Genomic DNA, 25,310 nt, shown 5'->3' with positions numbered 1-25,310 from the left:
CTTTTTAAACCTTACGGGCCAATCCGTGAACATGTTATTTACAACTGGCAATCAATTATTAAATATTTAAGGATTAATCGAATTCAAGTTATTAATATAAATAATTCGCTGAACAATTTTATAACCAATTTAATAAAATCATGAAACAAAAATCACTAAAAATTAACTGTTTACGGCGATTCACCTTGTGTGCCATGCTGTTTTTAACTTTTCTAACATGTGGCCTAATCCAAGCTCAAACATTTCCTTCAGGTTTTAGCAGGGTTCAAGTTGTAAGTACGGGTGCTACTGTAACAAATTTGGCTTTTGCAACTGATGGCAGGATATTTATAGCACATCAAGATGGTCGTATACGGCTATATAAAAACGGCGTGCTATCGACTATGATCACATTATCTAATGTAAGAAGTGGTGGAGAAGACGGACTTAGTGCAATTACATTAGATCCAAATTTTGCGACAAATAACTATATGTATGTATGCTATACAACAACTGGTTTGGTAAATCGATTATCCAGACTAACTCTTAGCGGAGATGCAGTAGTTGCTCAGTTAACTCTTAGGGATTTTCCACTTTTATCTACTACATCACAACGCCATAATGGGGGAGCAATACGATTTAAAGATGGCTATCTCTATATATCTATTGGCGAAAATGATATTCCTTCGGCTGCTCAAGACAAAAATTCTTATGGTGGTAAAGTTTTAAGACTTAATCCCGATGGAACACCAGCAGTAGGAAACCCTTATTACAATGATGCTGGGGCAAACACGGCACGAAAGTGTATTTGGTCTATGGGAGAACGTAATCCATGGTCAATGGATATTTCTCCATCAACAGGAAAAATATATGTTTGCAACGTAGGGCAAACTTTTGCTGAGGAGATTAATGATGTTACAACAGCTGGTACTAATTCTGGTCATCCAACTGTTGAAGGAAATTCCACTAACCCTGCTTTTAAAAACCCTGTTTATTATGTTACAAATCCTAATTATACTCCAGGAACTACATCGGAAGGTTGTGCCATTATAGGGGGTGCGTTTTTAGAGTCTGCAATAACTAATTATCCTGCAGCCTATGTGGGCAAATTTTTCTATATGGATTATTGTAATAACTGGATTAATTACATAAATCCTTCTACAGGTGCTTATACTAATTTTGGAACAGGAGTTGGATCGGCATCTCCAGGTGCTAACACCACTACACTTCGTTTAGGAGCAGATGGAAACGTGTATTATGCTCAAAACGGAACCATTTATAAGATTATCTATACCAATACAAGCGTACCGGCAATTACTAATCAGCCTGCAAGTGTTACGATAATTTCGGGGCAACCAGCAAGTTTTTCTGTAAATGCTTCGGGAGCAACTCCTATGACTTATCAATGGAAAAAAAACGGGGTCAATATTGCAGGGGCAACCAGTACTACGTATACAATACCAGTTGTTGTTGCAGCTAATGCAGGAAGTTACACAGTAACTGCCACTAACTCTTTTGGTTCGGCAACAAGTAATGCAGCTACCCTGACGGTTCAAGCTTACAATGCCCCTCCTGTAGCTACCATTATTACTCCAGCTTCAGGATTAACTTATTATGCGGGTCAAACCATTTCGTTTTCAGGGTCAGGCAGCGATACAGAAGACGGAACCTTGCCTGCCAGTGCATTCAAATGGGGATTGTTTTTTGACCATAATGATGATCACTCACATGATTTAGCAACTACAGGATTAGCTGTTGGATCTAAAACAGGATCCTTCGCTACTTTAACTGGAAACGAAAAAGATACCAATGTGTCGTATCGATTAGTTTTAACAGTTACTGATAGCAATGGATTGACAGGTACTGCCTCCGTATCCATATTTCCTCAATTATCGACAGTAAGTTTTGCCACACAACCTGCTGGACTTCAAGTCACAGTAAATGGAGCACCGCAAAGTACACCTTATGCTACGCCTGGTGTCGAAGGTATAACGTTTGAAATGGGTACTTTACAATACCAGACTATTGGCGGTGTTAATTATCAATTTGATCATTGGGAACACGGAGGTACGATGACTCAATTCTTCTCAGTACCAACGGATAACACCACGTACACAGCTGTATTTGTACCTTCTACCGCATTAAGTGCTACACTTACAGCCACAAAAGATGCGTATGTAAAAGACGGAGCCAATGCAGCCATAAATTACGGAGCTACTGATCCTGCCAAAATAGAAACTAAAATGGATGTAGCCACTAACAGCGGTTTCAATAGAGAAGGCTATTTGAATTTCGATTTAACTACCATTAATGGGAACATTAACAATGCGCAGATAAAAGTATATGGAAACCTAGGCGCTGCTGGTTCTATTCCTGTAGGTATGTATTCTGTTGCAACCACAACATGGGCAGAAGCAACTATAAACTGGAACAATAAACCAGCAGCGGGTGCCACAGCACTGGCAACAACTACTGTAAATGATATCAACGGAAAATATTACTTATGGGATGTAACCAGTTACATACAATCAGAAAAACTGGCAGGAAGAACTGCCGTAAGTTTTAATATGAAAAACTTAGCGGTTACAACGCCTCAAACGACATGGAGCTCTAAAGAAGGTGCTAACCCGCCGCAGATAGTAATCACATATTCCCCAGCTGTTACGACACAATCTCCTTATAGCGGTACCGCTTTGGCTATACCAGGAAAAATAGAAGCTGAAAACTATGATCTAGGAGGACAAGGAGTTGCTTATAATGATGCCACGCCAGGAAATAGCGGTAACGCATACCGTACTGACGATGTAGACATTGAAGCTACTACAGAAGGTGGGTATAATCTTAGTTATTCGGCTGCTGGAGACTGGACAGAATATACTGTTAATGTTACTGCTAACGGTTCGTATAACTTTGAATTTCGCATCGCTGCAATTACAACAGGGAAAACCATACATTTGGAAGTGGACGGAGTAAACGTTTCTGGGCCTGTAGCTGTACCCGTTGGAACTGGATGGCAAGATTTTAAGAGCGTTTATGTTAATGGTATACAATTAACCGCAGGCCAAAAAGTGATACGTATTGTAATGGACACTGCTGATCAAAACATTAATTATGTAAACATTACTTCGGCAACGGCAAATACACCGCCCACAGTGGTCAATACTACGGCTGAAGCTACAGTTACATCAGGAACTGTTGTAACCCTTAGTGCGACTGCCACTGATACTGCTCCAGGAACAGTTGCTTCGGTTTCATTTTATGATGGCACTACACTCATAGGAACCGATACCTCCAGTCCATACACCTATAGCTGGACACCAACTCTAGGATCACATAGCGTTACCGCGAAAGCTACAGATAACGGCGGAGCAACAACTACTTCTTCAGCAATTACAATCACTGTAACTACATCTTCTTCTGATCCATTTACATCTTCGTACTTCCATTTGATTGACAAATACACTGCCGATTATATGCGCCCAACTGGGGGAACTGCAACCGCTTTTATTACTCAATATGAAGAAACAACAGTACCTACATTCAGTTCTTATCAATGGGAATTTATAGCAGCACCAGTTGCAGGCTATTACTATATTGTAAATCGATATACTGGTAAAGCAATACAGCCTACTGGAGGATCAACTGTAGATAATACAAATCTATCCCAAACTACTTTGGTTACAAGTACTACTAATACCGAACTTCAATGGGCTATTGAAACATCTGATGAAGCTAATTTTTATTGGATAAGAAACAGAAAATCAGGCATGTACATACGCCCTGCAGGAGGTGCAAATGGAACTGGCATTGAAATTATTCAAAATACAATTAACACTACATATTCGTCTTTTAAATGGAGTTTGGCAAATCCAGTTGCGAAAACAAGTACTGCTAAATCAAGTACTGCTAAAACAGCATCTCCTGAAGAAACAATAGCAACTGGAACAATTGTTTACCCAAACCCAGCATCTGATAGTATTACAATCGTAACTTCTGTTGACAAAACAGCAACAGTTTCCTTAGTCTTATATAACTTTTCAGGAAACTCAGTTTTATCAAATGAATTTCAAAATGTGAAAGGTAACTTTCACGAAAGTATCAACATTAGTAATATCCCGTCAGGAACTTATGTATTGAAAATTAAAAAAGGAGATACTGTGGAAACAAGTAAAATCATTAAAAAATAGTTTAGAAACTTTGTAAATCTATTGAACAAAAAAAGACTGCTTTTTCAAGCAGTCTTTTAATAAACAAACAATCTCAATCTAAAAAACAATTATTCTGTTAAATTAAAATACCTCTCAGCATTTTTATAACAAATACCTTCAACTAAATTCCCAATTAAAATCATATCATTAGGCAGTTCCCCTTTTTCAACTTCATCGCCAAGTACATTACAAAGAATGCGTCTAAAATACTCATGACGAGGGAACGACAAGAAACTTCTAGAATCAGTTACCATACCCACAAAACGACTTAATAAACCGAAATTTGACAACACATTTAGTTGCTTTTCCATTCCTTCTTTTTGGTCAAGAAACCACCAGGCAGCTCCGTATTGCATTTTCCCCACGACATTACCATCATTAAAATTTGCGACCATAGAGGCAAACATTTCACTGTCTCGAGGATTTAGATTATATACTATTGTTTGAGCAAGTGAATCACATGAACTTAATTTATCGAAAAACCTAGACATATTCTTTGCCATATTCAGGTCTCCAATTGAATCAAACCCTTGATCAGATCCAATATTTTGCATCATTTTATTATTATTATTTCTGATGGCTCCAATATGAAATTGTTGAGTCCAAGACTTTTCATTATTCATCAATGCCAACTTAAATAAAACTGCCGATTTGTAAATACTAATTTCTAGTTCTGTTAATGAAACTTCTCTCAAAGCTTTATCAAAAATTTCAAAAAGATCATCGGAAGAATAATCTTCTGCATAAAATGTTGCATGACCATGATCAGAAATACGACATCCCATTTCATGAAAAAAATCATGTCTTTGTTGTAATGCTTTTATCAAAGAATTAAAATCCTCAATTACAAAACCAACCGTTTTTCCCAGTTTTTTAATCCAATCTAAAAAAACTTGTCCTTTTTCGATTTCTGTTGCTTTGTCTGGTCGAAAAGAAGGCAAAACCATAATTTCAAATTTTTCTTTGCGAAGTTGTTTGTGATAAAGTAAATCATCTGTTGGATCATCAGTAGTCCCTACAACTTTGACATTCATTCTTCGAAGCAGATTACGAACAGAATATTCAGGCTTTTTTAATAAATCATTGCATTGACTATAAATTGTTTCCGCTGATTCAGGTTTTAATAAAGTATCAATGCCAAAATAATTTTTCAATTCCAAATGAGTCCAGTGGTATAAAGGGTTTCGTAAAGTATATGGAACAGTATCTGCCCATTTCGAAAATTTTTCATAATCACTTGCGTCTCCAGTAATAAATTTTTCATTGATACCATTAGCACGCATAGCTCTGTATTTGTAATGATCTCCTTCGAGCCATATTTGAGTTATACTATCAAATTGTCTGTCCTCAGCGATATCTTTTGGAGACAAATGGCAATGGTAATCAACAATAGGTTGCACTTTTGCATAATCGTGATATAAGGTTTTTGACACCTCATTATGAAGCAAAAAATCATCTGTAATAAATGTATTTGAAACCATAATACTACTATTTATAAACTTCTTTTTATTCCCATTTCCAATCCACGCAATTCGGCTAAACCTCGCAATCGACCTATTCCTGAATATCCTGGATTTGTTTTTTTCTTTAAATCATCCAGCATTTGATGACCGTGATCTGGACGCATTGGTATGATTCTATTGGTTTGTTTTTGCATTTTAAGAATCGATTTCACCACTTCATACATATCAACGTCCCCTTCGAGATGATTGGCTTCGTAGAAATTTCCTTCTGCATCGCGTTGCGTACTTCTTAAATGAATAAAATTCATTTTTTCTCCATGCCGGTCCACGATTCCAGGCAAATCATTTTCGGCAATAACGCCGTATGAACCGGTACACATACAAAATCCATTTGATGGCGATTCAATTGCATTTAGCAATTGTTTCAAGTCAGCTTCGGTACTTACCACTCTTGGCAAACCTAAAATTGGATAAGGAGGATCATCTGGATGAATAGCCATTTTCACGCCTACGCTTTCGGCTACTGGCACTATTTCTTGTAAGAAATAATATAAATTTTCTTTTAATTTATTGGCATCAATACCATCATACCCTTGAAGTACTTTCAAGAAATCCTCAACAGTATAGGATTCTTCTGCGCCCGGTAAACCCGCAATAATGTTTTGTTGCAATTTTACTTTATCGGCAACTGTCAACTTTTCAAAAGTAGTTTTTGCTTTCGCTTTTTGTGCTTCTGTATACGTATTTTCTGCCCCTGGTCTTTTTAGAATAAACAATTCAAAAGCGGCAAATTCATTGATATCAAATCGCAATGCTTTCGAACCATCCGGCATTTCATAAGACAAATCAGTTCTGGACCAGTCTAAAACTGGCATAAAATTATAGCATACCGTATAAATACCACAAGCTGCTAAATTTTTGATACTTTGCTTATAGTTATCTATATATTTTAAATAATCCCCTGATTGTTTTTTGATGTCCTCGTGCACTGGAATACTTTCCACAACCGAAAAAGTTAATCCTGCTGCTTCTACTTCCTTTTTTCTTTTCATTATCTCATCCACTTCCCACACTTGTCCGTTTTTAATATGGTGTAAGGCTGTAACAATTCCAGTGGCACCGGCTTGTTTAGCATCAGATAATTTTACTGGATCATTGGGTCCATACCATCTCCATGTTTGTTCCATAATTTATAAATTTTTTATTATATTATATACTTGTGGCTGCAAAACCACCGTCAACATGAACAACAATTCCAGTTACAAACTTGGACATATCACTGCATAAAAATAATAATACTCCATCTAAGTCTTCCGGAATACCAAATCTTCCCATTGGGGTGTGTTCGATAATTTTTTCTCCTCTTGGAGTTAAACTTCCATCTGGTGAAAGTAGTAATGCTCTATTTTGTTCTCCAATAAAAAACCCTGGAGCAATGGCATTTACTCGTAATCCTTCACCATATTTTCCTGCTAATTCTACTGACATCCATTTGGTAAAGTTGTCAATAGCCGCTTTTGAAGCCGAATACCCCACCACTCTTGATAATGGTCTTTGAGCAGATGCCGAAGAAATGTTAATAATAATACCTGATTTTTGTTTTGCAAAAATTTCAGAAAACACTTGAGATGGCAACATAGTCCCGATGATATTTAAATCTAAAACCTTTTGTAGGTGAGCTAATTGCATATCATAAATAGCTTGATCTGGTCCTATAGTAGCACCAGGCATATTGCCACCTGCAGCATTAATCAAGATATCCAAACGACCGTATTTTTCCATAACAAAATCTCTTGTTACTTCTAAATCTTCTTTGTTCAAAACGTTAGATTTAACCGCGAAAGCTTCACCTCCAACCGCAACTACTCTAGCTACTGTAGCTTCCGCTTCTTCTATTGTAAGTCCAACGATACCAGTTATAACACCTTGTTTGGCCAAAACTATAGCCATATTACTGCCTAGTACTCCTCCACCTCCTGTGATAAGAGCAACTTTTCCTTTCAGATTAAATATTGAATTCATATAATTTAATTGTTAATTATTTTACACACATTGCATTAAGATCAAAACAGCATTTATTTCATTTTAGCTTTATAATCTTAAAACACTTCTTTTTTGTTTTTTGGGTCATAAACAAAATAACCCTGAAATTTCATTTTTTAAATACTGGTGGCTCCAAAACCACCATCAACATTAATAACTATTCCGGTGACAAACTTGGACATATCAGAACATAAAAACAACAAAGCTCCATCCATATCTGCTGGCATTCCAAATCTTCCCATCGGAGTATGCTCTATAATTTTTTCTCCTCTTGAAGTTAAACTTCCATCAGGAGAAAGTAGTAAAGTTCTGTTTTGCTTACCAATAAAAAAACCTGGAGCTATTGCATTAACACGAAGTCCTTCACCATATTTACTGGCTAATTCAACAGCCAACCATTTCGTGAAATTATCTATTGCCGCTTTGGCTGCAGAATAACCCACAACATTAGTTAAAGGTCTTTGAGCAGTATTAGACGAAATATTGATAATAATTCCTGTTTTTTGATTGGCAAAAATTTCAGAAAACACTTGAGAAGGCAACATGGTTCCAATGTTATTTAAATCCAAAACCTTTTGCAAATGCTCTAATTCCATATCATAAATAGCCTGATCTGGTGCTATAGTTGCACCAGGTATATTGCCACCCGCCGCATTGATCAAAATATCAAGTCTACCATATTTACCAATAATAAAATCACGAACTTCTTCCAGTTCCTCTTTATTCAAAACATTCGCCTTTACAGCAAAAGCCTCACCTCCATTTTTTTTTATAACCTGAACTGTGGCATCCGTTTTTTCGATAGTTTGACCTAAAATACCTGTAATTACTCCATATTTTGCCAAAACCTGTGCCATACTACTTCCTAGAACACCTGCTCCTCCAGTAATAAGTGCTACTTTTCCTTTCAGATTAAATAATTCTTTAGTATCCATCTCGTTACTTTTTATAAGTTTTAATAATCTCTAAAGTCAATTTTATAGTCATTTCCAATGCTTGAAAATCTCTTTGTTCCAAAATAACTTTTGTAATCAGTTGCGAACCAATACCTACACAAACTACACCAGCTTTATACCAAGCTGCTAGATTTTTTTCGTTTAATTCTACACCACCAGTTGGCATCAGTTTTAACCAAGGCATCGGCCCTTTTACTGCCGAAATAAAATCTGGCCCTAATACTGATCCTGGGAATACTTTTATAATTTCCGCTCCCAAATCTTCCGCATTGGCAATTTCTGTTAATGTGGAACAGCCCGGAATCCAATACAACTCATTATCATTAGCATAGACCGCGATCTTTTCGTTTAATATTGGGGAAACTAAAAAATCAGCTCCAGCATTGGCAAAATCGTTAGCGGTATCAACATTCAAAATAGTACCAGCTCCCAATAAAATATCCAATTTATTTTCGTCAATATATTTTCTTAGCGATTGGAAAACTGTCAAAGCATTCGGGCCTCTATTTGTAAACTCAAAAGCTTTTATCCCACCATTATAGCAAGCCTGTAACACTTCTATACTTAAAACATCATCCCCATTATAAAAAACAGGAATCATTCCTGCATTTAATAAAATTTCAGATACTGCGCTTTTTGTTTTTTTCATCATTTTAAATATTTTTTCAATCGTAAATCCATTATTTTAATATTGATTATCGAACCACTCTACCTCCGCTAGCTCCATTCATTAAGGCTTCTACTTCTTTTACAGTAGCCAAATTGATGTCGCCAGCAATCGAATGTTTCAAACATCCAGCAGCGACAGCATATTCCAAAGCAGTTTGAACATCATCTGGAAAATGTATAAGACCATAAATTATTCCTGCCATAAATGCGTCTCCTGCGCCAATTCTATCCACAATATGACTTATATTGTATTTCTTCGATCGGAACATTTTTTCTCCAGTCCACAAAACGGCACTCAGCATATTCGAAGAAGCATTCGCATCATATCGTTCAGTCGAAGCAATTATTTTTAGATTAGGGAATTTTTGTCTCCAATGTTTGAAAACGACTTCCAAATCATCCGAAGGATTTACTTTTATACCTAAACATTTTTCAGAATCATCAATTCCCCCCAGTAATACATCACAGTACTGCACTAAGTTGGGCATTATTTCATAAGCTTGTTTACCATAATTCCATAAAGTGGGGCGATAATTTAAGTCGGACGATATGGTCAATCCCATTCTATCAGCAACAATCAAAGCTTCTTCACACACATCTGCCAACTCTAGTGAAAGTGCGACAGTTATTCCAGACCAATGAAACCAATCTGCTTCTTTGAAAACAGATTCCCAATCAATCATCCCTTTTTTAAGTTCCGCAAAAGAAGAACCGCTTCGGTCATACACGACTTTACCAGGACGTTCTGAAGCGCCGTGTTCAAAATAATAAATTCCCAATCGGCTTCCTTGTTTTGCAGAAATTGTTTTTACACTGTGCGAGCGCAACATACTCAATGCAGATTCACCAAGTTCATTGGGTGGAACTGCCGTAATGAATGTCACATCCAATCCAAAAATGGATAACGATGTGGCTACATTAGCTTCGGCACCTCCATAATGCACATCAAAAGATTTGGTTTGAGAAAGCCGCAAAAGATTGGGCGGTGAAAGCCGCATTAGTATTTCACCAAATGAGACAATTCGTTTTTTTATATTTTCAGCAGCCATTATTTTAAGGCAAAATAGTTATACGTTCTTTTAGTTTGATGTCTTCAGAAGAGGATCCAACTTTAATATCAAAATCTCCAGGTTCAACTGTCCACTTCATGTTTTTATCCAACAACATCAAATCCGATGGCTGTAAAGTAAAATTTACTGTTTTTGTTTCTCCAGGCTGCAGATTCACTCTCTCAAAACCTCTCAAGACAGAGTCGTAAGTAACTACACTCGCATTTTTATCACTTATATATAATTGTACTACCTCATCCCCTGCTCGTTTTCCTGTATTGGTTACATTTACAGCAACTTTAATTTCTGCCTGAGAATTCAGTTTCGTTGGAGTTACTTTTAAATTAGAATAACTAAAAGTGGTATAACTCAATCCATAACCAAAAGGATAAAGTGCACCATTAACACTTGTTTTTCCAAAACCGTTGGGTCCTTCATTTCCTTGTGTGTTGTGAGAACCTAGTTTATAAGGAAAATTTAATTCAATTTGCCCCATTGATTTTGGAAAAGTAACCGTCAATTTTCCTCCCGGATTATAATCTCCAAACAATGTTTCAGCGATGGCTTTACCTCCTTGATGACTTGGAAACCAAGCTTCCAAAATTGAAGGCACGAATTTTTGCGCCCAATTAATGGTTAAAGGCTGTCCGTTTATCAACACCAAAACCACTGGTTTTCCTGTTGCGTACAAGGCTTCCAATAACAGTTGTTGACGACCCGGTAAATCTAAACCTGTTCTGGATTTGCTTTCTCCAGTAGTTTTCTCGTCTTCACCAAGTGCAACAATAATAATGTCATTTTGTTTGGCTAAAAACACAGCTTGATCAATATCGCTTTGTTCTTTAGTTGTTAAAGGAAAATTAATCAATTCGCTTTCAGGAAAATTGGCATCAACTGCGTCACACCCTTTAGCATAATCAACAGCGACATCCTTACCCAAATATTCTTTGATACCATCAAGAACGGTAGTGTTTTTAAGTTCTTGGGGACCATAGCGGCTTACCATATAGTTTTCTTCGGCAGCAAGAGGTCCTGTAACTAAAATTTTTTTTATTTTAGTTTTATCCAATGGCAATAAATTCCCTTCATTCTTAAGCAAAACCAAGGATTGTTTTTGAATGTCCAATACAAAATCTTTGTTTTTATCGGCACCTACAATGGCATCGGCCACTTTTGGATCTGCCACATAAGGAGTATCAAAAAGTCCTAATCTGAATTTCACTCTCAAGACTTCAGCTACTCTTTCATCAACTAACTTCATCGATAATTTTCCTTCATTTACTAGATTACGCAAAGGAAGAATATAATCTTTTGGTGGAGTAAAATGGGTTCTTACATTCAATCCCGCTTCAACAACCTGTCGTACTCCATCTTGATAGGTAGGAGCAATTTGGTGTTTGGTATAAATAAATTCAACGGCTTCACTATCACTAACCACATACCCTTTAAAACCATATTCCCAACGCAATAATTGTGTCAAGAAATAATGACTGGCAGATACCGGCTCACCATTCCAATCGTTATAGCTACTCATCACGCCCATAGGCTGCGCCTCTTGTATCACTTTTTTGAACGGATAAAGATGTATTTCGTGTAATTCACGCGGATTAACGTGCGGGTCAGTTCTAGCATTTCCGTCACGACCTCCTTTCGGCACACTGTATATAGCGTAATGTTTTAATGTGGAAGCTACACCCTGACTTTGAATTCCTTTAACCATTTGTGTTCCCAAAGCACCTACCAGAAAAGGATCTTCTCCGTAAGTTTCTAAAACACGACCCCATCTTGGATCTCTGGACAAATCCAAAATTGGAGCATAAACATTGGTATATCCCAAAGCTTTTGCTTCACGGCCGGCAATTTGACCTGCTTTTAACACTAAATCTTTGTTCCAGGTAGAACCAATACCAATTGGTGCAGGCAGAGGAGTTGCCTTAGTGTGGTTTAAACCGTGAATTCCTTCATTCGTAAAATCAACAGGAATACCTAATCGTGTTTCTTCAATAAACCATTTTTGGGTTTTGTTGATGGCTTCGGCATGATTACTGAAAGGATAAATAAGATTTTTGGACACAACGGCATTTCTACCATTGGAGGTCAAAAGTCCTACTCCGTTTAATTGCTCATCAATATTGGCAATTCCATCTTTCCAGATCTCATTTTTCCAATTCGGTGTTGGTAATGAGTCTTTCAATACTCTTTTGAATCCATAAAGCGTTGCCATTTGGCATGTCTTTTCGTCCAAGTTCATCAAGGATACCAAATTCCAGACTCTTTTTTCCGTTGGTTCTTTTGGATTTTCATAGACATCCATAATTCCATTTTTATTGAAATCGATCCAACCTTTTTTGTAAATATTCTCTTTACTTTGCGCAATAGAGACCTGACCCGTAATAGCAATTGCTAATACAGTAAACATTAAATTCTTCTGTTTCATTATGATATTTTAAATAGTGTAACTAGGGAATGCAGCTTATAAATGGCTTTCTATTTATACTCTTCTTTTTTTGTTTCATACCAATCTTTCATGACATAAAATGCTTTCTTTTTTATTCCAGCACTTGAGATTAATCCTTTACGGTTAAAGAAATCCTGAATTACTGGCAACTGTCGGCGAGGTGATCTAAAGTCGACCAAAATCCATGGAGATACTCCTGCTAATCCATCAATTCTGGCAAACATTTGAGTATTTTGTTTGTACAATTCTTCTTGATATTCTTCATTCCAGCGCTCTGTTTTATCACCATGCAAACCCTGTAATGCTTCTCCGCCAAATTCACTGATAATAACTGGTTTGTTATACGGTATCTCCCACTGCATTGTTTTACAAGATTCATTTGTTCCTCTATACCAACCTAAATATTGATTAAAACTTACAATATCAACGTATTCATTCATGTTGTCATTAAGTTTGTTCATATTATTTGCGCTTTTTGTTACTTCCATTGCCATACTGATCAAACGAGTATTGTCTTGCTCTCGGGCATATTTTGAAAGTTTGCTCAAAAATACATCACGATCATCCCCATGAGGAGTTTCATTGGCAATAGACCAGATAACAACAGCACAACGATTTTTATCTCTATAAATCATATCGTGCAATTGGCGCTGTGCATTGTTGTACGTATCAGGGTTTGTCCATGAAATAGTCCAATAAACGGGTACCTCGGACCAAACCATTAATCCCATTCTTTCGGCTTCGCGCACCATCGTCTCATTGTGAGGATAATGTGCCAAACGAACATAATTGCACCCTAATTCTTTTGCCCAAGTAAGCAAGGTAACCGCATCTTCGCGAGACCAAGCTCTCCCTTGTCTAAACGGAGCCTCTTCATGAATACTGATTCCTCTCAAAAAAACTTTTTTCCCGTTCAATAGAATTTCCTTTCCTCTTGTTTCTATGGTTCTAAATCCGATTTTGTCAGCAATATTTTCATCCGATTTGCTGATTGTAACATCATATAATTTAGGAGATTCCGGAATCCATAAAACTGGATTGGCTTTTACTTCAAAATATGCCATTCCATTAGCATCTGTAACAACCTGTTTTTTGATTTTCAGTTCAGGAATTTGAACTGTCAGCGTTTGATTTGCTGTTGCAGCATTCAATTTTACCCATCCTGAAATTACCCCTTTGTTCTTTTTATCCAATTGAACAAGATAATCTTCAATATACGTATTTGGGACTTGAGAAAGTACCACATCACGGGTTATTCCTCCGTAATTCCACCAATCCATATTAACCGTTGGGACATTGTCTTTATGGCGTTTGTTATCTACTTTGACAACAACAAAATTATTCCCATCTACCAACACATCGGTAACATCAAAATTGAAAGGAGTATAACCACCAACATGGCTGCCAACTAATTTACCGTTCACATAGACTTTTGCATCATAATTAACCGCTCCAAAATAAAGAATACCTTTACTCGCTGCTGTTTTATTATACACAAAATCTTTTTTGAACCAAACTGTTCCTTCATAAAAAAACAACCGATCATCTTTAGTATTCCAATCTGATGGAATATCCATAGTTGCAGAGGTGTTCAAATTATATTCTTGTAATTCTGAGGTCTTAAATGTTTTATTTTCAAAAAACCCATTATTTTGAAAAGGAACAAGACGGTAATCATAATATCCATTTTCTAATGGATCCACTACATAATTCCACTTCCCATTTAAATTAATATTGTTTCTAGCGAAAACATTAGCTACCAGAGGTACTTCTTGAGCTGTTGTTTTCCCTAAGAAAGAAAGGGTTAAACACAACATTATCATTTTTTTCATATTATATATTTGTTATTTTATTGAGATTAAGAAATCATTGAGGTTTAATATTATTGAAACTTTTTTATTGAACAGAAAATTCTTTTTTTAGCACATCATTGCTATTTCCCCCAACCATTATTGTAAACTTTCCTCGTTCTACTGATTTTGTATTATTGATTCCCCAAAAAGCAAGTTTTGCAATTGGAAGTTTAAATTCTACAGTTTGTGTTTCTCCCGGTTTTAGAGTGATTCTCTTGAAATCTTTTAGTTCTTTTATGGGTCTGGCTATTGACCCAAATAAATCTGCCGTATAAAGCTGAACTACCTCTGTTGCGTTGTAATTTCCGGTATTTTTTAAATCTACTTTTACTGTTATCACATCCGATTGAGAAAATAAATCTGATGACAAAACCATATTAGAATACTCAAATGTTGTATATGACAATCCATATCCAAAGTGAAACATCGCATCAAAACCTGCATCCAAATAATAAGAAGTAGTTCCTAACGAAGATTGTTTGGCTTCCAACGGAATATCATTTATTAATGTTTCTTTTTTTGTGGCCGGTCTTCCAATTTTGTCATGATTGTAATAAACAGGGATTTGACCTACATATTTAGGGAAAGTTACAGGTAATTTTCCACTTGGAATCGATTTTCCAAACAAAATATCTGCAACAGCTGGACCGCCCATTGTTCCGGGATGCCACAAATACAATACTGCATCCGACAATTCTATTTCTTTTGCAATAGTTAATGGTCTTCCTGCCATCACCAAAGTAACTACTGGCTTTCCTGTTTTACTCAAAGCTTCTATTAATTCGGTTTGAGCTCCTTTTAAATTAATATCAGCCAAACTATGTGCTTCTCCTGACAGAATAGCTTCTTCTCCCACAAAAGCAAGAATCAAATCAGCCTGTTGAGCAGCTTGAACTGCTTTAGAAAAATTTTGCGTATTATTATCCCGGCTAAAAGAAAGCCCTTGCTCATAAATAAATTTCACATCTTTACCATATTGTTGACGCAAAGCTTGTAATGGAGTTTGAGTCATCGCTTTTTCACCGTCAAAAGTCCAAGTCCCCATCTGATCATGAGGGGCATCAGCCATTGGACCAATAATAGCTATTGTTTTGACTGATTTTTTTAAAGGAAGTATATTATTCTTATTCTTCAACAACACAAAAGATTCTTCCGCAGCTTGTTTTGCAGCCTGCAGATGTTCTTTTGAATACACTGAAGTTTTGGACTTTACATCAGTATAGGGATTGTCAAACAAACCTAATTTAAACTTTAACCTCAGAATATTTCTAACGGCATCATCTATCGTTTTTTGCTGCAACTTCCCTTCGGCCAATAAAGCTTCAATGTGTTCTAAATAACAGCCTGAAACCATTTCGATATCAACACCTGCATTCACTCCTTTTCGAGCTGCATCTTTGGTATCTTCACAAAAACCAATCTGGATCATTTCTTTTACAGAACCCCAGTCTGAAACCACAACACCGTCAAATCCCCACTCTTTTCGAAGAACATCTCTCAAAAGAAATTCATTCCCGCTGGCTGGTATCCCATTATTGGCGTTAAATGAAGTCATAACCGTCGCACAATTTGTTTCTCGTATGGCACTTTCAAAGGGAGGCAAATAGGTGTTTCTTAATTGTCGATCCGGAATATTCGTTGTATTATAATCTCTTCCCCCCTCTGCTGCTCCGTAAGCTACAAAGTGTTTGGCACAAGCTGCAATGGAATAAGGATTAGTTAAATCATTTCCTTGAAAACCTCTGACCATAGCCTTTGCCATTATTTCTGCCAGAAAAGTATCTTCACCAAAACTTTCTGCAATTCTTCCCCATCGTGGATCTCTTGAAATATCCATCATAGGAGCAAAAGTCCAGCGAATCCCTTTTTCCGAAGCTTCTCTTGCAGCAATTCTAGCACCCTCTTCAACTATAATAGGATTAAATGATGCTGCTTGTCCTAACGGAATTGGAAACATGGTTTTAAATCCATGAATAACATCTCTTGCAATCACTAACGGGATTCCGGTTTTCGATTCTTCCTTAGCAATTTTTTGCAATTGATTAACCAATTCTGGGCTGCCAACATTTAACATTGAACCAACTTCGCCAGAACGAATCTGTTCGAATAATTTGTCTGAAGGATTGCGCCCGTTAATTTGATTCATCTGACCAATCTTCTGCCGAAGGGTCATTTTAGAAAGCACTTCTTCAATTCTGCTTTCTACATCTTTTTTTTGGGCATTACTATTTTCAACAGCTAAAAAACTAGCTATAATAAATAGCAAAAAAGGCAGCTTATTCATAGGTTTTATATTTTTTCGAATTGTAAATCGAATTAGAGCTATTATCAGTTCACTAAAATTATTTCTTAATAAAGACCTTTATTTAGTTTTATAAAAACAACTGTAATATTGGTTTACGTAATAAATGTTTTGAATTAATTACAAAATTTGGAAATTATAACTGCAAAGAGGGTTCTGATAATCTTTCTTTAGGGGTTTATACGTACCATTTTTATTAATTTAAAAATAAAATGAGAATCTTTATTTTCATTTATCACATCAAATCCTTACACATATAAGAATCTGCACTTTTTGCTTTCTTTTATGAAATCTGAGATTTATTAAGAATTCAATCTTTCTTTTAAAATATTATCCTCTCAAAATTAGCCAAGTAAAAAAATACTTTTAATTTTTTTTCTAAAACTAAAAAAGGCCTGAATAAAAAACAACTAATATGACAAACGTCCCTATTTCATACTTCATACGTCCTTATTTGCGATATGGACAGCTTAACTATTAAAAAACTAAATAAATTTGAAATAGCACAAGAAAACACCCCTTTCAATCATCCTTAAAATTATAAGGAATGCTAAATCAACAAGACTTTTAATCATCATAAACCATTCAATCCAAAAAGTGAAACAAAATAATCAACACCTTATAATTTAGAATGTTTAATATATTAATTAACCCAAATAAAAACCAATACTAGTAAAATGAAAAAAAACATGCAAAAATTAACTTTGTTACTAATAGGCTTTTTAGTCTTTTTCCAATCCTGCAGCAGTGATTCCTCAAGTGAAACAGACAGTTCAGCACCATCTGACCTAAAAATAACGACAGAAATTACAGGAGCTACAGCCGACAAACCAAACGGTGATGGCAGCGGAACAGTAAAATTTAAAGCAACTGCAAACAATGCTACAACCTATCAAATTGTTGTTGAAGGAAAAACACTCCCTATGACAAATGGAGAACTAACCCATACTTTTACGACAGCTGGAACAAATACTTTTACTGTAACTGTAACTGCTTTTAATAATGGAAAAACAATAAATGCCTCTACAACAGTTACTCTTACTATAGCTGCTGTTCAAACTGCTGCTGATATTATAAAAGCGATGGGTACTGGTTTTAATTTAGGAAACACTTTTGATAATGGAATAAATGCCACTTCAATCACCTCTATTAAATCCATAATTGATTTATATGCTGCGGCTGGAATGAAACACGTACGTATTCCTGTCAGCTGGGCACAAAGCGTGAGTGGAAATACACTTGCAAATACTTCGACAGGAAAAGTAGATTTCACAAACCCTCGTTTTCTAGAATTGAAAGCTGCGATTGATTATGCCTTAAGCAAAGATTTATATGTAGTCCTTAATACTCACCATGAACATTGGCTAAAAGACTATTATGATGGATCGGCTACGTATAACAATAAATTTTCAGCAATATGGACAGATATAGCGACCTATTTTAAAAGCTATTCCAGTAAATTAATTTTTGATGTTTTGAATGAACCAGAAGGAACAATGGGACAATGGGGAGCCGAAGCCGGTTTTACATTTCCTCTCCCAACTAGTGCTACCGCAATCAGTCTTACCAGACAAATCAACAAAGTGGGATATGATGCAATACGTGCCACTGGAGGCGGAAACACCACCCGTATTATAATGGTTGAACCAAACGGGCAAGGAAACCAAGGAATGATTGAGGAAGTATACCCTAGCAAAGCTGAGCTTCCCGGACTGGGAAATGACAAGTATCTCGCTATTCAAGTTCATACTTATGATCCATGGGCCTTTTGTGGTCAAACTGGAGCAGATTCAGCTTACCCAGGGGCAACTTCTATTGCAGCGGCCGTTACCAAAGTTGCTACGCATTCAGCATTAATAGGAGTAGCTATAAATTATGGCGAATTTGGTGTAGGAAGAACTTCTGCCGCAAGAAACACATCTGTGGTATATGAATATTATAGCACAATGAGAAAAACGATGTTGGCTAATAATATGTCTGCAAGTGTTTGGGATGACCGCGGTTGGTTTGGATTAATCTCATCAACTGATAAAATAAATTACACTTTATCTACAAATAATATTGTAATTGAAATGATGAAATAGTGATAAATTAAATTTGCTACCCAATGACCCTTTTTGCTTTTGAAATAGCAAAAAGGGTTATTTCATATATCCTGTTCAATTAAATTATTACAATCAAACTAAAATTTAGAAATTAATTATGAAAAATGCTATTTGCATCTTTATTACTATCATAACTTTTTGTGTTAATGTTTCAGCACAAGATGCTAAAATGAATATATTCATTGACCAGCTAATGAACAAAATGACCCTAATGGAAAAATTGGGACAGCTCAATCTTGCTTCGGGTGTTGGAAATTTACCCGTTGCAACAGAAGGAAGCGGATTGGAAGATTTCATCCGAAAAGGATTAATTGGCTCGACAGGAGGAAAAAGAAATCAAGAAATTGCTGTGAATGAATCCCGATTAAAAATTCCATTAATCGCCGGTGAAGATGTCATTCACGGATACAATACCATTTTCCCGATTCCATTAGCGATGTCTTGCATGTGGGATATGGAATTAATTGAAAAAAGCGCCCAGATCGCTGCTACCGAGGCTGGTGTTAGCGGTATTTGCTGGACCTACTCCCCTATGGTCGATATCTGTCGTGATCCACGCTGGGGAAGAATTGCTGAAGGTGCTGGTGAAGACCCTTGGTATGGTTCACTAGTAGCCAAAGCGTATGTAAAAGGATATCAAGGGAATGATTTATCAGCCAGTAATACCATTTTGGCCTGTGTCAAACATTTTGCTCTTTATGGCGCTAGTGAGGCCGGACGTGATTACAACACCGTTGATATGAGCAGACTCTCTATGTATCAAGATTACCTGCCTCCCTATAAAGCGGCTATTGATGCTGGAGCCGGAAGCCTTATGACAGCATTCAATGTTGTTGACGGCATTCCCGCTACAGGAAACAAATGGCTGCTAGATGATTTGCTCAGAAAAGATTGGGGTTTCAAAGGACTTGTCGTTACAGATTATGCTTCCATTAATTCAATGAAAACACATGGAATGGGCGAATCACAAGCAGGAGCAGCTAGAGCATTAAAAGCAGGTGTAGATATGGATTTGGCGGGACAAATTTACGTAAGCACTTTGGGTAAATCACTTGAAGAAGGCAAAGTTACCCAACAGGAGATTGATCGTGCATGCAGAAGAATATTAGAAGCCAAATATAAGCTGGGCTTATTCGATGATCCTTTTAAATACTTTAATGAAAAGAAAGCAAAGGAGGTAATACTCTGCAAAGAACATATCGATGCTGCCCGAGAAATAGCCTCTCGTTCCATTGTTTTGCTAAAAAACAACAAAGAATTGCTTCCGCTTAAAAAAACAGGAAAAATTGCAGTGGTTGGACCATTGGCCAACAGCAAAAGCGATATGTTGGGTACTTGGTCCTGGAAAGGCAAAGCCGAAAACGTGATCTCAATATTGGAAGGAATAAAAAATGCGACAGGAACCAAAGCCAAAGTATTGTATGCCAAAGGATCTTCCTATACAACCGACCCTTATTTATTGAATGTAAGCAAGAAGAAAGCAGACTACATCACACCATCGATTGAAAAAGAAAATCAATTATTGCAAGAGGCAAAAAATATAGCGGATAAAGCTGATATTATTGTCGCAGTACTTGGGGAATCCAGAGACTGGTCCGGCGAGGCCGCAAGCCGTTCTGATATTAGTATTCCAGAATGTCAGCAGACACTCCTAAAAGAAATGCTGGCCACCGGAAAACCTGTTGTACTGATTTTATCAAATGGCAGACCTTTGACATTGACTTGGGAAGACGAACATGTTGATGCTGTCTTAGAAGCTTGGCATGGCGGTGTTCAAACTGGTAATGCGGTAGCAGACGTTTTGTTTGGTGATTATAATCCTTCCGGCAAATTAACAGCCACTTTTCCTCGTAGTGTGGGTCAAATCCCTATCTATTATAATCATAAAAACACAGGAAATCCAATTAATGTAGAAGCAAAGTATTCCAGTAAATATCTGGATATTCCAAATGATCCTTTATATCCTTTCGGGCACGGATTGAGCTATACCCGTTTTGAATACTCCAATCTTGTACTGGATAAAACAAAATTGAAAACCAATGAAACAATAAAAGTTAAATTGACGGTAACCAACATTGGAAAAAGAGATGGAGAAGAAATAGTTCAGCTTTATCTCCGTGATTTGGCAGCTAGTATTTCGAGACCGGTAAAAGAACTAAAAGGGTATAAAAAAGTAATGATCCCTTCAGGAAAATCAAAAGAAATCACTTTTGATATTACTTCCGAAGATTTGGCTTTTTGGAACAAAGATTTAGTGTTTGGAACAGAACCGGGAGCATTTGATGTAATGATTGGTTCTTCTTCAGCTGATATTCGGCTGAAAACAACTATTGACCTGGAAAACTAGACTCCAAATTTTCTAAAAAAAGCTAACAAAAAAACCGTCTCAAAACAATATTGAGACGGTTCATTACCATTCAAAAAATATAAACTTACTTCAATAAAAACTCCTGCTTTAAATCTGAAATTTGTATTCTAAAAGTACCTTTTTCAGAAATCCATTTTAAATCATTATTAACAAACTGCAAATCTTTTGGATTTAAAACAAACGTTACAGTTTTGCTTTCGTTTGGTGCTAAACTTATTTTTTCAAATCGTTTCAACGACTTTACTTCGGGAGTAATACTGGCATACAGATCTGTTAAATAAAGTAAAACTGCTTCTTTCCCTGCTTTTGATCCTGTATTTTTTACATCAACAGTAACAGTGATTGAATCAGTGTTGTTTATTTCTGCTTTATCTATTTTAAGATTAGTATAGGTAAAAGTGGTGTATGATAAACCTGTTCCAAACTCAAATTGAGGATTATAGCTTTTCTCGTATTTCGCATCATTATTTTGTTCCTCATCACCTAAACTTTCAGTATATTTTCTGTTGTATTTTTCTAATGAATTGGAATATCTTGGATAATTGTATGGTAATCTTCCGCTAGGATTTACATCACCGTAAAGAATATCTGCCAATGCTCTTCCTCCTTCATTTCCTGGCAGGTAACATTGTACAACTGCATTCATTTTATCTTCGAAATCACTAATCAATCTTGGTCTTCCTTCATTTAAAACCAAAATAATAGGCTTGTTTAATTTTGAAAGTGCTAATGCTAATTTTATTTGAGAACTGCTAATGTACAAATTGCCAATATCTCCAGGAGTTTCGGTATAATTTTTCTCTCCTAGGCATAAAATAATTTTTGATGCATCTTTGGCTAATTCAACAGCCTTTTGGATTTCTGCATCATCTTCTATAGCTAAATCTGCACCAAGAGTGTAGAGAACTTTTTCTTTGCCTGCTTTATTTTGTAATGCTTCAAGAATAGTCATTTTACCAGAGGCAAAACTATCTGATAATTCCCCTTGCCAATTGTAGGACCAGCCTCCATTTAAATATTTCATGCTATTGGCAGTTGGTCCTGTAACCAATATTTTTTCGGACTTATTTAAAGGAAGGACTGCATTCGAGTTTTTCAATAATGTAATTGATTCTGAAGCTGCTTTATAAGCTTCATCGATGAATTCCTGCGAAGCAAATTTTGGATAGTCTTTTGGATCTGAAATGTTACTATTGAATAAATTCAGTTGCATTTTCATTCTTAAAACTCGGGTAACGGCATCATCAATTCTTGACATAGGCACCTCCCCTTTCTTAACCAAATCCAATAAATCCGTATAAAAAGAATAATCTTCAGGAACCATACTAACATCAACACCCGCCAAAACAGCAATTCGAACAGCATCTCTATTGGTTTCTGCCACTTTATGTCTCGTATGCAGATAAATAATATCTTTCCAATCGGTAATTACAACGCCTTTAAATCCTAATTCATTCTTCAATATATCAGTAAGCAACTGTTTACTGGCATGAACTGGAGTTCCATTAATTTCTCCCGAACTGATCATTATACTTTTGGCTCCAGCTTTTATAGCAGCCTCATAAATAGGTAAATCATACTGTCTCAAAACACGTTCAGGTATGATACTTGGAGTTCTGTCCTTTCCTGTTGTTGTACTGCCGTATCCGATAAAATGTTTTAGACAAGTTCCCACTTGGTATTTTGAACCAGCATCATTTCCTTCAAAACCTTCTACCATTGCCAATCCCATTTGGGTTGTCAAATAAGAATCTTCACCAAAGGATTCCCAAATTCTTGACCATGAAGGATTACGGGGTAAATCTAAATCTGGTGAGAAAACCCACGGAATGGAAGATGCCCTAGTTTCATAAGCTGAGATTTGTGCTCCCTTTTTGGTTATTGCAGTATTAAATGTAGCCGCTAGCCCAATTTCTTGAGGAAACAGAGTGCCTTCGGCAGTATAATTTGCACCATGTATGGCATCAATTCCATATAATATTGGAATTTTAAGCCTTGTCTTATTGGTTTCATTATTTATACTTGTCATTATTTCATTCCATTTCTTTTGAGTTGGTGCTCCAGAATTTGGAATATTTTGCAAAGACCCAATATGGTATTTTTGAACAGCTTCATTTAGTTTGGCCATATCAAAAACACCAGGTTGCCCTTTAGTTTCAAAAATGGTGACCGCAATGTTAGTCATTTGACCCACTTTTTCTTCAAGAGTCATTTTAGAAAGCAGTTCAGTTACTTTCTTTTCTATTTCTGCTTCAGTTGGAGTGCCTTTTTGAGACCACCCAAAAAAACAATAAAGACTGAAGAGAATTAAAAATATATGCTTTTTTTTCATTTTGTATAATTTTGATTGTTATATAAATTTAATACGAATTCCATTTAAAGAACTCTAAAACAATTCTTAATGGAATAGATTATAATTTTGCCTCATCAGGGCTTTTTTCATTTATAAAATGCTGATTAGTATACACCGTCTTGACTATTTTATTGTCTTTAAAAACGTAAGTATAAGTAGCCAATGGTCCTATCGTATCAGTATAAATAATAGGACTGTGAGCATCTATATTTAAATGAACACTACTATTTGATTGCTCAGCGGTATTATTTAAATGCAATGTAAAAGCAGTTGCTTTATCTGCCCGATTCATGATCATAACACTAATTGTGCTGCCATCAACTGAACCAAAAGTTATTATATCTGATAATGATGACTTCCCTTTTGCATAGAAGCCTTTAAAGTTTTTGGCAATCATTTGCATGTGACGATAACTAGGTCTAGGAATCATATTGCTGCCGTCAATGGAACTAAAATCTGTTCCTTTTCGATTGCCTTCATTTTCAAACATACTCCAAGTTGCACCATATGTTGCACCATATTCCATACACAAGTTCAATACGCCTCCAAACATTTGTCCATTTTCCCATGTATGAACCTGCTCACCTCCTTTACCATTATATTCACCGATAGCCCATCCAATTGCATCATCACCATTTCGATTGTGCAATGCATTTACAAAATCGACTCTTGCCTTGCATTTTAAAATAGAGGATTTAAAATCTTCAATTCCTTCGTATGCCAAATTAATACTCGTATCTTGAGGATAACGATGCCATGAAATGCCGTCACAATAATAATACTCCTTTCCAGGTATTTTACCTGAAATATCGTTTTTACCGCCAAACAAATCATTCATAGCCTCATCCATATAATAACACTCATCAGGTCCATATATTTTTATGGCTGGATCAACTAATTTCATTGCTGCTGAGCAGGGTTTAAAATAAGTCTCCACCATCGAACCAACAATTGAACTCTCAGGTTTACCATTTTGCAGCCAAGGTTCATTACCAATATTCCAATATTTAATCGCTTTACCAGAGGCCAAATCAATATTAAAATATTTAACTAAATCTGCTGCGTCAGAAGCTGGTGCATATTGTGAAACCTGCATTATAGGCTCTGCACCCATCGCTTGAATATTTTTAACCCACGCCAATAATTCTACTTTCGATGGGAGTTTTTTATCATAAGAATGGCCTCCAATTCGAATGGATGTAACTCCAGATTGAGCCGTTAATTTCCAAACCTCATTAGTTGGGTTTGAAAACCAGACGTTATTTCCAACAAGAACTGGGCTAATTTTGATAGGCTGTATTGTTTTTTTTTCTTCTTTAGAAACAGAAGAATCGCTATTATTTTCCTCTAGAGTTACTACTGATTTAATAGAACAAGAGGAGTTTAATAATATAGTCAATAAACCATAAAATAAATATTTATTCATTATTTTCTATAATTTCATAATTACTATAAAAAGTCTAAAGTGTTGCAAAAAGAGTCCTGTGAATGATCTAAATAAGAC

At 36.1% G+C, this 25,310-nt stretch carries 14 protein-coding genes; 3 read left to right on the top strand and 11 right to left on the bottom strand.

Features of this window, described 5'->3' with window-relative positions; all coding sequences use genetic code 11:
- Window positions 1-140 precede the first annotated feature (140 nt).
- Complete coding sequence (locus B0E44_RS01420; protein WP_077370417.1) at window positions 141-4,166, top strand: PQQ-dependent sugar dehydrogenase; 4,026 nt, start codon at window positions 141-143, stop codon at window positions 4,164-4,166.
- A gap of 89 nt (window positions 4,167-4,255) precedes the next feature.
- Here B0E44_RS01420 and uxaC read toward each other — a convergent pair whose 3' ends face one another.
- The 9 genes from uxaC to bglX (B0E44_RS01375) all read right to left on the bottom strand — a co-directional run bounded on the left by uxaC (window position 4,256) and on the right by bglX (B0E44_RS01375) (window position 16,962).
- Window positions 4,256-5,668, bottom strand: coding sequence for a glucuronate isomerase (gene uxaC, locus B0E44_RS01415; RefSeq protein ID WP_077370416.1), 1,413 nt, complete (start codon window positions 5,666-5,668; stop codon window positions 4,256-4,258).
- Between the two features lie 11 nt (window positions 5,669-5,679).
- Complete coding sequence (gene uxuA / locus B0E44_RS01410; RefSeq protein ID WP_077370415.1) at window positions 5,680-6,837, bottom strand: mannonate dehydratase; 1,158 nt, start codon at window positions 6,835-6,837, stop codon at window positions 5,680-5,682.
- Between the two features lie 22 nt (window positions 6,838-6,859).
- Window positions 6,860-7,672 (bottom strand): SDR family oxidoreductase, encoded by an 813-nt coding sequence (locus tag B0E44_RS01405; protein WP_077370414.1) that lies wholly within the window; start codon window positions 7,670-7,672, stop codon window positions 6,860-6,862.
- Window positions 7,673-7,809: 137 nt separating this feature from the next.
- Window positions 7,810-8,628 (bottom strand): SDR family oxidoreductase, encoded by an 819-nt coding sequence (locus B0E44_RS01400; RefSeq protein WP_077370413.1) that lies wholly within the window; start codon window positions 8,626-8,628, stop codon window positions 7,810-7,812.
- 4 nt (window positions 8,629-8,632) lie between these two features.
- Entirely contained in the window at window positions 8,633-9,301 is a 669-nt protein-coding gene (locus B0E44_RS01395; RefSeq protein WP_217341282.1) for a bifunctional 4-hydroxy-2-oxoglutarate aldolase/2-dehydro-3-deoxy-phosphogluconate aldolase, read from the bottom strand.
- Between the two features lie 43 nt (window positions 9,302-9,344).
- On the bottom strand, window positions 9,345-10,367 hold the full coding sequence (locus tag B0E44_RS01390) for a sugar kinase (protein ID WP_174565119.1): 1,023 nt from the start codon (window positions 10,365-10,367) through the stop codon (window positions 9,345-9,347).
- Window positions 10,368-10,371: 4 nt separating this feature from the next.
- Window positions 10,372-12,804: a glycoside hydrolase family 3 N-terminal domain-containing protein gene (locus tag B0E44_RS01385; RefSeq protein WP_077370412.1), complete on the bottom strand. Its 2,433-nt coding sequence runs from the start codon at window positions 12,802-12,804 to the stop codon at window positions 10,372-10,374.
- A gap of 50 nt (window positions 12,805-12,854) precedes the next feature.
- On the bottom strand, window positions 12,855-14,657 hold the full coding sequence (locus tag B0E44_RS01380) for a glycoside hydrolase family 2 protein (RefSeq protein ID WP_077370411.1): 1,803 nt from the start codon (window positions 14,655-14,657) through the stop codon (window positions 12,855-12,857).
- A 64-nt stretch (window positions 14,658-14,721) separates the two neighbouring features.
- The gene (gene bglX / locus B0E44_RS01375) at window positions 14,722-16,962 is read right to left on the bottom strand and encodes a beta-glucosidase BglX (protein ID WP_077370410.1); all 2,241 of its coding nucleotides are present in this window, start codon (window positions 16,960-16,962) and stop codon (window positions 14,722-14,724) included.
- A gap of 695 nt (window positions 16,963-17,657) precedes the next feature.
- On the opposite strand from bglX (B0E44_RS01375), the gene B0E44_RS01370 reads away from it, so the two are divergent.
- Together B0E44_RS01370 and bglX (B0E44_RS01365) are read left to right on the top strand one after the other, a co-directional pair.
- The gene (locus B0E44_RS01370) at window positions 17,658-19,064 is read left to right on the top strand and encodes a glycoside hydrolase family 5 protein (RefSeq protein ID WP_077370409.1); all 1,407 of its coding nucleotides are present in this window, start codon (window positions 17,658-17,660) and stop codon (window positions 19,062-19,064) included.
- Window positions 19,065-19,182: 118 nt separating this feature from the next.
- Window positions 19,183-21,432, top strand: a complete 2,250-nt coding sequence (gene bglX / locus B0E44_RS01365) for a beta-glucosidase BglX (RefSeq protein ID WP_077370408.1) — start codon at window positions 19,183-19,185, stop codon at window positions 21,430-21,432.
- 85 nt (window positions 21,433-21,517) lie between these two features.
- On the opposite strand, the gene B0E44_RS01360 is transcribed toward bglX (B0E44_RS01365), so the two are convergent.
- Window positions 21,518-23,785 carry a glycoside hydrolase family 3 N-terminal domain-containing protein gene (locus B0E44_RS01360; RefSeq protein WP_077370407.1) on the bottom strand — a complete coding sequence of 756 codons (2,268 nt, stop codon included), beginning with the start codon at window positions 23,783-23,785 and terminating at the stop codon, window positions 21,518-21,520.
- A gap of 79 nt (window positions 23,786-23,864) precedes the next feature.
- The gene (locus tag B0E44_RS01355; protein WP_077370406.1) at window positions 23,865-25,232 is read right to left on the bottom strand and encodes a hypothetical protein; all 1,368 of its coding nucleotides are present in this window, start codon (window positions 25,230-25,232) and stop codon (window positions 23,865-23,867) included.
- Between the last annotated feature and the right edge of the window lie 78 nt (window positions 25,233-25,310).

Origin of the sequence: Flavobacterium sp. A45 (assembly GCF_002001005.1) — a bacterium.
GTDB lineage: Bacteria > Bacteroidota > Bacteroidia > Flavobacteriales > Flavobacteriaceae > Flavobacterium.
Note: the sequence above shows the minus strand (reverse complement) of the source record. Positions and strands in the feature narration are given on the sequence as shown.

Bases quoted from the DNA above. Each gene is read 5' to 3' on its own strand.
- B0E44_RS01385 (WP_077370412.1), bottom strand. From the start codon at position 12,804: ATGAAACAGAAGAATTTAATGTTTACTGTATTAGCAATTGCTATTACG.
- B0E44_RS01380 (WP_077370411.1), bottom strand. From the start codon at position 14,657: ATGAAAAAAATGATAATGTTGTGTTTAACCCTTTCTTTCTTAGGGAAA.
- B0E44_RS01355 (WP_077370406.1), bottom strand. From the start codon at position 25,232: ATGAATAAATATTTATTTTATGGTTTATTGACTATATTATTAAACTCC.
- B0E44_RS01405 (WP_077370414.1), bottom strand. From the start codon at position 7,672: ATGAATTCAATATTTAATCTGAAAGGAAAAGTTGCTCTTATCACAGGA.
- uxaC (WP_077370416.1), bottom strand. From the start codon at position 5,668: ATGGTTTCAAATACATTTATTACAGATGATTTTTTGCTTCATAATGAG.
- B0E44_RS01390 (WP_174565119.1), bottom strand. From the start codon at position 10,367: ATGGCTGCTGAAAATATAAAAAAACGAATTGTCTCATTTGGTGAAATA.
- bglX (WP_077370410.1), bottom strand. From the start codon at position 16,962: ATGAATAAGCTGCCTTTTTTGCTATTTATTATAGCTAGTTTTTTAGCT.
- B0E44_RS01360 (WP_077370407.1), bottom strand. From the start codon at position 23,785: ATGAAAAAAAAGCATATATTTTTAATTCTCTTCAGTCTTTATTGTTTT.
- B0E44_RS01395 (WP_217341282.1), bottom strand. From the start codon at position 9,301: ATGATGAAAAAAACAAAAAGCGCAGTATCTGAAATTTTATTAAATGCA.
- B0E44_RS01370 (WP_077370409.1), top strand. From the start codon at position 17,658: ATGAAAAAAAACATGCAAAAATTAACTTTGTTACTAATAGGCTTTTTA.
- B0E44_RS01400 (WP_077370413.1), bottom strand. From the start codon at position 8,628: ATGGATACTAAAGAATTATTTAATCTGAAAGGAAAAGTAGCACTTATT.
- bglX (WP_077370408.1), top strand. From the start codon at position 19,183: ATGAAAAATGCTATTTGCATCTTTATTACTATCATAACTTTTTGTGTT.
- B0E44_RS01420 (WP_077370417.1), top strand. From the start codon at position 141: ATGAAACAAAAATCACTAAAAATTAACTGTTTACGGCGATTCACCTTG.
- uxuA (WP_077370415.1), bottom strand. From the start codon at position 6,837: ATGGAACAAACATGGAGATGGTATGGACCCAATGATCCAGTAAAATTA.